The organism is Kitasatospora sp. CB01950, assembly GCF_001905465.1.
Lineage (GTDB): Bacteria > Actinomycetota > Actinomycetes > Streptomycetales > Streptomycetaceae > Kitasatospora.
Map to the genome: position 1 here is coordinate 769,050 of NZ_LISX01000003.1, position 9,648 is coordinate 778,697.

The window sequence follows — 9,648 nt, forward strand, 5'->3', positions numbered from 1 at the left end:
CGGCGGGGTCGGGCTCGCGGATGTTGGGGGCTGAGTCGCGGTTCTACGTGGACCCGGGGAGCAAGGCCGTCCAGCAGGCGTGGACGGATCTGCGGGCGCACGACCTGGCGGGCGCGAAGGCGATGGCGGAGCTCGGGTCGTGGCCGGTCGCGCAGTGGTTCAACGGGACGGCGACGGCGCAGCAGACCACGGACGCGATGGCGGAGCTGCAGGGGAAGGCGGCCCGGGCGCGGCAGGTGCCGGTCGCGGTGGCGTACAACGTGCCGGGGCGGGACTGTTCGCAGTACTCGGCGGGCGGGGCGGCGAACAGCGCCGAGTACGCGGCGTGGATCGACGCCCTCGCGCGCGGCATCGGGGACCGGACGACCGTGGTGGTGCTGGAGCCGGACGGGCTCGCGCTGTCGCCCGCGTTCTGCGGCGGCACGGCCGCCCAGCAGCAGGACCGGCTGGCGGAGATCGGGGCGGCCGTGGACCGGTTGGCGCAGCAGCGCGGCACGCTGGTCTACCTGGACGGCGGCCACAGCGGCTGGCAGAACGTCGGCACCCAGGCCCGGTTGCTGATCGACGCCGGGGTGGGCCGCGCCCAGGGCTTCTTCCTGAACGTGTCGAACTACATGGCCGACGCGTCGCTGATCCGGTACGGCACCCAGGTGTCGAAGTGCGTCTGGTACCTGGAGCACACGCCCGGGGCGGGCGCCGACAGCTGTGCCAACCAGTACTGGCCGGCCGCCGACGCGGACGCCTGGTACGCGGCGCACGTCCCGGCGGACGCCACGCTCACGCACTTCGTGATCGACAGCAGCCGCAACGGCCAGGGCCCGTGGACCCCGCCGGCCGGCAAGTACACCGGCGACCCGCAGGTCTGGTGCAACCCGCCCGGCCGCGGCCTGGGCACCCGTCCGACGGCCGCCACCGGCGTTCCCCTGCTCGACGCGTACCTGTGGGTGAAGGTCCCGGGCGAGTCCGACGGCAGCTGCACCCGGGGCACGGCCGGCCCCCTCGACCCCGAGTACGGCATCGTCGACCCGCCGGCCGGCGGCTGGTGGCCCGAGCAGGCGCTGACCCTGGCCCGCAACGCCACGCCGAAGCTCGGCTTCAACACCGGCGCGCTGCCCGGCCACTGACGGCGGCGCAGAGGCGGGTGCCTGCGGGTGCCCGCCCACGCCGCCGCCGGCCGTCAGTCGGTGTGGCGGGCGACCAGAGTGCGCATGGAGGTCAGGAAGCCTTCCACGGCGGCGAGTTCGGCGGGGGAGAGGCCGTCGACCAGGGCGACGGTGTCGGCGATGAGCGGGCCGAAGAAGGTCTCGCCGAGGGCGACCGCCTGCTCGGTGACCTCCAGCAGGACGCGGCGGCGGTCGTGCGGGTCGCGGGTGCGGCGGAGGTGGCCGTGGCGTTCGAGGCGGTCCAGGACGGCGGTGGTGCCCGCGGAGTTCAGGCGCAGTTCGCGGCCGAGCAGGCCGGGGGTGGCGGCGGTGCCGGTGCGGGCGGCGTCGAGGAGGGCGATCAGGGCGCGCAGGTCGGTGGGGTGAAGGCGGTTGCGCTGGGCGAAGGCGGCGGCGAGAAGGTCCAGGTCGACGGTGAGGGCGCGGAGTTGATGGACCGTCCGGAGACCTGGGCGGTCCGGGAGCTGGTCGGTCATGCGGGGCGTCCTTTCGACGGGGGTGCCTTCGCGGACGGACGGACAGGTGCATAGTATCTCGCCGAGCGAGACACTCGTTCGGCGAGACAATCCTGCCCGCGGAGGCTGCTGCCATGGCGTTCGACCGTTCCGCCTTCCTGTCCGCGTACGACACCCTGCTCGACCGCTGGCCCGTGCCCGTCGACACCATCGACGTCGGGACGCCGTACGGCACCACCCGCGTGAACGCCGCCGGACCGACCGACGGGCCGCCGCTGGTCCTGCTCCACGGCGGCGGCTCCACGGCGGCGAGCTGGTGGGCCAACATCGGCGAACTAGCCCGCGAGGCACGGGTGTTCGCCGTGGACCGGATCGGCGAGGCAGGCCGCTCCGCGAGCAGCGGCCAGCGGCCACTGCGGGACGTCGAGGACCTGCACGGCTGGCTGGACGCCGTCCTGGACGGGCTCGGCCCGGACCGCGTCGACCTGTGCGGGCACTCCTACGGCGGCTGGATCGCGCTGAGCCACGCGCTGCGCCGCCCGGAGCGGATCGACCGGCTCGCGCTGCTCGACCCCACCGGGTGCTTCACCGGCTACGCGCCCCGCTACCTGCTGCACGCTGCGCCGATGCTGGCCCGCCCGAGCGAGGCCCGCGCCCGCAGGTTCCTCGCCTGGGAGACCGGCGGCGTCCCGCTCGACCCGGACTGGACGCGCCTGTACGGCCTCGCCGCGACCTTCCCCGCCGCCCGCCCGATCACCGGCCCCCGCCCCACCGCGGAGGCCCTCGCCGCCCTGCGCGCCCGCTGCCTGCTGCTGGTCGCGGGCGACAGCCGCTCCCACCGCCCACGCACCCTCGCCGCGAACGCCGCCCGGCTGCTCCCGCAGGCCGAGCTCCGCACCCTGGACGGCGTCTCCCACCACGCCCTGCCGTACACCCGGGCGGCGGAGCTGAACGCGGAGCTGATCCGGTTCCTGCGCAGGTAGCGCTACCAGCCGGTGCGCAGGCGGTACGACGAGGTGAGGTCGCGGACCTCGGCGGAGCGGACGACCTCGCGGCCGAGGACGGGCCGCAGGTGCTTGTCGAGCAGGCGCAGCACCTCCTCCGACAGGCGGGCCTTCAAGCCCTCCGGCCGTCCCGGCAGCAGGCCGATCGCGATGTGCACGAAGGCGGTCAACTGGCCGTCGGCATCGTCCACCCAGGTCTCCGCGGCCTGCCGGAAGAAGGTCTTGCACACCCCTCGGGAGGTCACCCACTCGCGCACCAGCGGGTGCAGCTCGCGGACGAATCCGGGGCGGTCGAAGGAGTCGGCCAGCTGAGGCGAGTAGTCGACGGTGATGTGGGGCATGGCGGGGACCTTCTTCGCGCAGATGCTTGGCTTCTACACCTGCCATCTAAACCCCGCCCACCCCCGGGCCCGCGCCCGGGGTCCCACATGGTGGACGCGGCGCCGCCCACCCGAAGGCCCATCCACAAGACGCCAGGAGAATAAAGGCGCGGGCCTGTCCGGTCGATCCTGCCGGGCGCGCGACGCCGGATCATCCCGGCTGGACGCACCGCCGAAACATCCAAGTACACCCAGTACGAGGACGTTCCGGCGGCACGCCCAGCCGGGCGCCCGCCGCCGCGCGCTGATCCGACAAGATCGACCGGACAGACCCTAAAAGCGGCACATCAGCGGGGGAAGTCCGGGCGCGGCCATTGGCCCGCCCGGAGCGGGGAGTGTAGGAATGGGCGTATGACCCGGTTTCGGGCAGCACCCGGCGGACCACCCAGCGCGGCGGGCCACACCTTCCCGCGCCGGACGTCCATGGGCCCCCGCCCGACACCCCCGTCGGCAGCCGCGCCCACCGGGCCCGGGCGGCGCGGATGACCGGAGAGACGCACGGCGCACACGCCGAACCGACCGTCGTCCGGGAAGGCCTGCTGCTGGTCGACGCCGACCGGCGGCTGCTGTACGCCAACGACGAGGCCCGGCGACTGCTGGAACTGCCCGCCGACTGCGAGAGCCGGCCGGTCGGGGCGCTCGGACTGCCGGCCGGCCTGCTCGCGCTGCTGGACGGCGGACGCGACCTCACCGACGCGCCGATCACCATGCACGGCCGCACCCTCGGCCTCGACCTGCGCCACACCGACCGGGCCGGCGGCCCCGCCCACCGGGTCGCCACACTGCGCGACACGGCCGTCCTCGCAGGCCCGGACACCGCCCGCCGCCGCCTCGAACTGCTCTATCGGGCCGGCGGCTCCATCGGCACCACCCTCGACATCACCCGCACCTGCCAGGAACTCGCCGCAGCGCTCGTCCCGGCGTTCGCCGACTACGCCTGCGTCGACCTCTGCGAAGGCGTCCTCGACGGCGGCGAACCCCGACCCGCCCGGCACGGGACGATGCACCGCGCCGCACTCACCGGGATCACCGCGCAGCCACCGCTGCTCCCCCCGGGCTCGTCCGTGCCGATCGTCCCCGGCACCCCGCGCGCCCGTGCCGTCGACACCGCCCGCGCGGTGGTCGAACCCGACCTCTCCACGGCGCTCGACGTCTGGGACGACGTCCAGCCCGGAGCCGTCGACGCCATGCGCGGCGAGCAGGTGCACACCCTGATCGCCGCGCCGCTCACCGTCGGCGACACCATGCTCGGCCTCGCCACGTTCTGGCGGTCCCGGCCGCGGCCCGCGTTCGACGAGGAGGACGGCGCCCTCGCCGAGGAACTCACCGCCCGCGCCGCCGTCCTGGTCGACAACGCCCGCCGCTTCACCCGCGAACACACCATGGCGGTCGCCCTCCAGCACAGCCTGCTGCCCGCCGGGCTGCCCGAACAGCAGGCCCTGGAGGTCGCCTCCCGCTACCTGCCCGCACAGGCCGGCGTCGGCGGCGACTGGTTCGACGTGATCCCGCTGTCCGGCGCCCGGGTCGCCCTGGTCGTCGGCGACGTGGTCGGCCACGGCGTGCACGCCGCCGCCACCATGGGACGGCTGCGCACCGCGGTGCACACCTTCTCCTCGCTCGACCTGGCCCCCGAGGAACTGCTCGGCCACCTCGACGCCCTGGTCAACCGCCTCGACCAGGAGAACCCCCGCCCGGACGGCGCCGAACGCCCGATCACCGGCGCGACCTGCCTGTACGCCGTCTACGACCCCGTCACCCGACGCTGCAGCTTCGCCCGGGCCGGCCACCCGCCGCCCGCCGTGGTGCGCCCCGACGGACACGTCGAGATCCCCGACCTGCCCGGCGGACCTCCCCTCGGGATCGGCCAACTGCCGTACGAGACAGCCGAATTGGAGCTCCCCGAGGGCAGCCGGCTGGTGCTGTACACGGACGGGCTGGTGGAGTCCCGCTCGCACGACCTCGACCACGGCATGAAACTGCTGCGCGCCGCCCTCGCCCACCCCGGCCGCAGCCCCCGGGAGACCTGCGACGACCTGCTCGACGCGCTGCTGCCCGCCAACCCCGCCGACGACATCGCCCTGCTCGTCGCCCGGACCCGCGCCCTGCCCGCCGACCACGTCGCCGACTGGGACGTCCCCGCCGACCCCGCCGCCGTCGCCCGGGTGCGCGCCGCCGTCACCCGCCGACTCGACGACTGGGGCCTGACCGAGCAGGCGTTCGCCGCCGAACTCGTCCTCAGCGAACTCATCACCAACGCGATCCGGTACGCCAGCGGACCGATCCGGGTCCGGCTGCTGCGCGACCGCGCACTGATCTGCGAGGTCTGGGACGGCTCCGCGACCTCCCCCCACCTGCGGCACGCCACCGACACCGACGAGGGCGGACGCGGCCTGTTCCTGGTCGCCCAGCTGGCGGAGCGCTGGGGCACCCGCTACCCCGCCAGCGGCAAGGTCATCTGGGCCGAACTGCCGATCGGCGCAGGCGAGTCGGTCACTCCTCGCACAGCTGCTTGAACAGCTCCAGGTCCGTCCGCACCGCCTCCTCCACCGCCCGGCTCTGCGCGAACCCGCGCGGACCGCCCAGCGCCTCCTTCAGCTCCTCCGGGTCGTACTCCAGCCGCACCTGAACCTGGGTGTGCACGGCGTCCAGCGGACGCAGCGCGAACGTGCCGCGCAGCGGCGGCCCGTCCACCGTCTCCCAGCTCATCACCCGGCCCCGGCCGTGATCGGTCAGCTCCGCGTCCACCCGGTGCCGCTCCCCGCCGAACTCCACCTCCAGATCCGCGTGCCGCCGGCCCCGCGCCGTGGCGTGCACCACCCCGCCGACGAACTCCGGATACTCCGCCACCCGGTGCAACTGCGACCACGCCGTCCCCACCGGGGCGGTCACCTCGATCTGCTCCTCCAGGGTCCGCATCGCGCGCACCTCCGCATCCTCGACGCATCCCCGACGCTCCTCCCTCCAGCCTGCCAGCGCGGACAGCACCCCGCCCCCGACGGACGGGACGCCGTCGGGGGCGGGGCGGAACGGGCAGCCGGTCAGTCCTGCGGGAACGTGCCCTCGAACGCGGCCGCCAGGCGCAGGTACGGCACCGCCTCGGCGTGCCGGCCCTGGCGCTCCAGGACGCGGCCGAGGACGAGGTGCGCGTAGTGCTCCACCGGGTCGCGCTCGATCACCGCGCGCAGCTGCTCCTCGGCGCGGCGCAGCTGGGCGGAGTGGTAGTAGGACCGGGCCAGCAGCAGCCGCGGGCCGACCTGCTCCGGGGCCTCCTCGACCAGCTCGACGAGGATTCGCGCGGCGTCCGCGTAGGCCTTGGAGTCGAAGAACAGCTGGGCGCGGGCCCAGCGCTCGGCGACCGACCCCTGGTGGAGGGTCGCCTGCGCGGTCGGCAGGCCCGTGGTCTGCGGGTGGAAGTCGGTGGTCATGCCCTGCTCCTTCCCGTGTCCGGGTCCGTCGTCGGACCCCGGGTCGGGCCTCCGCGGCCCGGCAGGTGGTTGAACCTTCACCTATTGGGTTCTATTCCACGCCCCGAACGGAGGCGCTCAGGCGCCCGCCGCGAGGTCCAGCAGCCGCAGCATGAACCCCACCGGCAGCGCCGGATTCGCCGCCGCCGCACCCGGCCGGGCGCCCGACTCCAGCAGGCCCAGCAACACCTCCAACGGCAGCCGCGGATCACCCGCCGCCGCCCGCGCCACCGACGCGTCCGGATCCTCCGCCAGCCGCGCCAACACCTCCGGCGCCAACTCCGGATCGCGCAACGCCGCCAGCCGCAGCGCAGGCTCCGGCCGCTCCGCCCACCGGGCCAGGCCCGGCGCGGCGAACCGCTCCAGCCCGGGCAGCGAGGACGGGCCCAGCAACTCCGCGTACACCGACCGCAGCAACTCGCCCGGCGCGTCCGCACAGTGCACCGCCAGCGCCAGCCGCACCGACGGCTCCGGATCCTCCGCCAGCACCGCCACCGCCTCGCCCGGCAGATGCCGCAACGCCGCCACCGCGCGCCGCACCAGCGGATGGCCCGAGCGCGCCAGACGCACCAACTCGGCCGGATCGCCCGCCCGTTCGGCCACCCACGGCAACTCCGCCGACACCTCCGACGCGCCGTGGTCCACGGCGGAGCGCTGCTCCTCCGTCAGGTCCGGCCGCAACGACACCGCCAGCCGCACCGCGGCGTCCGGGTCGGCGGCCAGGGCCAGCGCCAGATCCGTCGGCAGCCGCGGATTGCCCGCCGCCGCCCGCCGGATTCGCGGGTCGTCGTCCAGCACCAGCCACTCGCCGAGCGCGCGTTCCAGGGCGGCCCCCGCCGCCGTCCGCTCCCGGCGCACCGGGTCGCTCTCCGCGATGTACCCCGCCAGCGTCACCGGCAACGGACGCTCCACCCGCAGTGCGCGCTGCACTGCCGCCCGCACCGCCGGATCGCGGTCCGCGCGCAGCGCCGTGCGCACCCGGGGCGGCAACCGGCACCAGCTGTTCGCCGCCACCGCCGCCGCCCGCACCGGCGGAGAGCCGTCCTGCGCGAGACGCACCAGCAGTTCCACCGGCAGGCCCGGGGCCCCGGGCACCCGGCGGCGGGTGTCCGGATCGCGATCGGCCGCCAGCGCCGCCAACACGGACTCCGGAAGTGGCACTCGGTGCGCGGCCGACGCGGCGGCCCGGCGCACCCGGCGGTCGCGGTCCGCGGCCAGTGCCGTCAGCACTGCGGGATCCAGCGCCGGCCGCTCCGCCAGCGCCGCCCGCACCCGCCAGTCCGGGTGCCCGAGCGCCGCCTCCAGCACGCCGTCGGGCAGCTCCGGACGGCGCGCCAGCCAGCCCGCGCCGTCACCCTCGGCCGTGTCGTCCAGCAGCCTTCTCAGCACCTCGGGCGGGGCCGCCGGGTTGGCCGCCAGACCGGCGAGCCACTCCCGGCCCGGTGGCGGATCGGACAACGGTCGCCAAACGGCGGCCGGCTGATGGGCGCTCAGATCGAGCACGTGAGTACCTCCCCCGGAACAGCAAACGTCACCGACCCTACCCGCGTGGTGGCGCTCCGTGCACGGGATCACGCCAGGCCTGCGCTTTCGTGCCGCAGGATGGCGGAAGTGTGCAGGAGGTGCGGACCGTCGGAGGAGAGAGCGCGGCCCGCACGCGCCTCCGCTCCGTGGCACCCGGTGCCACGGAGCGGAGGAGGTGGTGCGTCAGGAGCGGGGCACCAGGCGGAAGGTGAGCACCCGGCCGCCCTCCTCGCTGGTCACCAGCTGCACCCGGGCCCCGATCGGCACCGCGCCCGGCAGCCCGCCGAGCACCGACGCCTGCACGGTGAAGCCCTCGTCCAGCACGATCAGGTACGGGCGTTCCATCAGCGCGCCCCGGCGGGTCGGACGCAGCAGCCGCTGCACCGTGCCCTGCCCGGCCGCCACCGCCGGCTCCAGGTCCGCCGACCCGCACACCGGGCACAGCAGGCAGGTCGTCGCACTGGCCGAGTGGCACCAGTGGCACCGGCGGTAGCGCAACTCCGTTTCGGCGGCCGGGAGTTCGGGCTGTCGACGGAACGCGAACGGGGAGTCGAGCGGGTGGGGGTCGCCGATGGTCGTCGGGGCCGTCGTCGGTGCGGCCGGGGCGAGGGTGGGGGTCATGGCCGTCTCCTTACTGAGCCGGGTGCGCCGTCGTACCGCCGCCGGGCGGGCGTGCGGTCGGGGCGGTCTGCCATTGCCAGTAGGAAGGTATGGCACTCAGTGCCCCGTGTAAAGGTACCGAGTGCCAGTCGGTACGTCGGATCATCGGCGCGGCGAACGAGGTCCGTCCGGCGGCGCGGGGGAGCGGCGGCTCACTGCTCCAGGGCCGCCTCGACGCCCTGCACCACCCGCCACATCGGCGTGCCGCGGCGGGCCACCATCACCACCACCTCCTCGTCCTGCGACTCCGACCGGCCCTCGGCCGCGCCGTCGCCCCAGGTGTCGACCACCAGCTGCAGCGCCTCGTCCACCGCGGCGCCCACATCGCCCTCGCCGCCCGAGCGCAGCCAGGCCCGCAGCGCGTAGTTGTGCGCCGCGACCACCGCCGCCGCGATCACGTCCGCGCGCAGCGCGCCGTCCGCGCGGGCCGCGTAGCGGGTGCGCAGGTGGCCCGCCAGGGTGCGTTCGTAGCGCCACACCACCGACAGCTCGTGGGTGCGCAAGTTCGGTACCTTCTTGGTCAGTTGGTACCGGCCGACGGAGAACGCCGGGTTCCCCGCGTACATCCGCAGCACCAGCCGGGCCGCGTCGCAGACCTGCTCCACCGGGTCGCCCGCCGGGTCGGCCTGCTCCAGGAACGCCGTCATGTCCGCCAGGCAGCCGTCGTGGTCCGGGAAGACCACCGCCTCCTTCGACGGGAAGTACCGGAAGAACGACCGCCGGCCGACCCCCGCGAGCGAGACGATGTCGTCGATCGTGGTCTGTTCGAAGCCCCGATCCGAGAACAGCCCGAACGCCGCCTCCACCAGGGCGTCCCGCATCGTCGGCCGGGTCGCCGTGGTTCCGCCCTGCTCATGCACCTCGCTCATACCTCGGACGGTAGCACCGACCCGGGCCCGAAGACTGGGCGAGGCTGCACTCAGTGTGCATAATCGGGGGTACTGAGTGCCATCACCGAGGAGACTGCCATGACCCAGGACTTCGACCTCTACCGGCTG

Annotated in this window: 10 protein-coding genes; 3 read left to right on the top strand and 7 right to left on the bottom strand. The window is 74.9% G+C overall.

Annotated elements, in window-relative coordinates:
* The first annotated feature begins 20 nt into the window (after positions 1–20).
* The gene (locus AMK19_RS11915) at positions 21–1,124 is read left to right on the top strand and encodes a glycoside hydrolase family 6 protein (RefSeq protein WP_241844349.1); all 1,104 of its coding nucleotides are present in this window, start codon (positions 21–23) and stop codon (positions 1,122–1,124) included.
* A 53-nt stretch (positions 1,125–1,177) separates the two neighbouring features.
* On the opposite strand, the gene AMK19_RS11920 is transcribed toward AMK19_RS11915, so the two are convergent.
* A complete protein-coding gene (locus AMK19_RS11920; RefSeq protein ID WP_073810777.1) occupies positions 1,178–1,639 on the bottom strand; it encodes a MarR family winged helix-turn-helix transcriptional regulator in 462 nt (153 codons plus the stop codon).
* Between the two features lie 113 nt (positions 1,640–1,752).
* Between AMK19_RS11920 and AMK19_RS11925 the strand changes: the two genes are divergently transcribed.
* Positions 1,753–2,601 carry an alpha/beta fold hydrolase gene (locus tag AMK19_RS11925; protein ID WP_073810778.1) on the top strand — a complete coding sequence of 283 codons (849 nt, stop codon included), beginning with the start codon at positions 1,753–1,755 and terminating at the stop codon, positions 2,599–2,601.
* A 2-nt stretch (positions 2,602–2,603) separates the two neighbouring features.
* Here the strand turns inward: AMK19_RS11925 and AMK19_RS11930 are convergent, their stop codons facing one another.
* Positions 2,604–2,963 (bottom strand): 5-carboxymethyl-2-hydroxymuconate Delta-isomerase, encoded by a 360-nt coding sequence (locus AMK19_RS11930; protein ID WP_073810780.1) that lies wholly within the window; start codon positions 2,961–2,963, stop codon positions 2,604–2,606.
* Between the two features lie 521 nt (positions 2,964–3,484).
* On the opposite strand from AMK19_RS11930, the gene AMK19_RS11935 reads away from it, so the two are divergent.
* Complete coding sequence (locus tag AMK19_RS11935) at positions 3,485–5,515, top strand: SpoIIE family protein phosphatase (protein ID WP_073810782.1); 2,031 nt, start codon at positions 3,485–3,487, stop codon at positions 5,513–5,515.
* Here the strand turns inward: AMK19_RS11935 and AMK19_RS11940 are convergent.
* The 5 genes from AMK19_RS11940 to AMK19_RS11960 form a co-directional block, all read right to left on the bottom strand.
* A complete protein-coding gene (locus tag AMK19_RS11940) occupies positions 5,493–5,918 on the bottom strand; it encodes an SRPBCC family protein (RefSeq protein WP_073810931.1) in 426 nt (141 codons plus the stop codon). The two genes, AMK19_RS11935 and AMK19_RS11940, sit on opposite strands and share 23 nt — an antisense overlap.
* 122 nt (positions 5,919–6,040) lie before the next feature.
* Complete coding sequence (locus AMK19_RS11945; RefSeq protein ID WP_073810784.1) at positions 6,041–6,427, bottom strand: tetratricopeptide repeat protein; 387 nt, start codon at positions 6,425–6,427, stop codon at positions 6,041–6,043.
* Between the two features lie 117 nt (positions 6,428–6,544).
* Entirely contained in the window at positions 6,545–7,969 is a 1,425-nt protein-coding gene (locus AMK19_RS11950) for a hypothetical protein (RefSeq protein ID WP_158071895.1), read from the bottom strand.
* Between the two features lie 204 nt (positions 7,970–8,173).
* Positions 8,174–8,611, bottom strand: a complete 438-nt coding sequence (locus AMK19_RS11955) for a Zn-ribbon domain-containing OB-fold protein (protein ID WP_083646681.1) — start codon at positions 8,609–8,611, stop codon at positions 8,174–8,176.
* Between the two features lie 191 nt (positions 8,612–8,802).
* Positions 8,803–9,519, bottom strand: coding sequence for a TetR family transcriptional regulator (locus tag AMK19_RS11960; protein WP_073810788.1), 717 nt, complete (start codon positions 9,517–9,519; stop codon positions 8,803–8,805).
* Positions 9,520–9,648: the final 129 nt, after the last annotated feature.

Bases quoted from the DNA above. Each gene is read 5' to 3' on its own strand.
- AMK19_RS11915 (WP_241844349.1), top strand. From the start codon at position 21: ATGTTGGGGGCTGAGTCGCGGTTCTACGTGGACCCGGGGAGCAAGGCC.
- AMK19_RS11920 (WP_073810777.1), bottom strand. From the start codon at position 1,639: ATGACCGACCAGCTCCCGGACCGCCCAGGTCTCCGGACGGTCCATCAA.
- AMK19_RS11925 (WP_073810778.1), top strand. From the start codon at position 1,753: ATGGCGTTCGACCGTTCCGCCTTCCTGTCCGCGTACGACACCCTGCTC.
- AMK19_RS11930 (WP_073810780.1), bottom strand. From the start codon at position 2,963: ATGCCCCACATCACCGTCGACTACTCGCCTCAGCTGGCCGACTCCTTC.
- AMK19_RS11935 (WP_073810782.1), top strand. From the start codon at position 3,485: ATGACCGGAGAGACGCACGGCGCACACGCCGAACCGACCGTCGTCCGG.
- AMK19_RS11940 (WP_073810931.1), bottom strand. From the start codon at position 5,918: ATGCGGACCCTGGAGGAGCAGATCGAGGTGACCGCCCCGGTGGGGACG.
- AMK19_RS11945 (WP_073810784.1), bottom strand. From the start codon at position 6,427: ATGACCACCGACTTCCACCCGCAGACCACGGGCCTGCCGACCGCGCAG.
- AMK19_RS11955 (WP_083646681.1), bottom strand. From the start codon at position 8,611: ATGACCCCCACCCTCGCCCCGGCCGCACCGACGACGGCCCCGACGACC.
- AMK19_RS11960 (WP_073810788.1), bottom strand. From the start codon at position 9,519: ATGAGCGAGGTGCATGAGCAGGGCGGAACCACGGCGACCCGGCCGACG.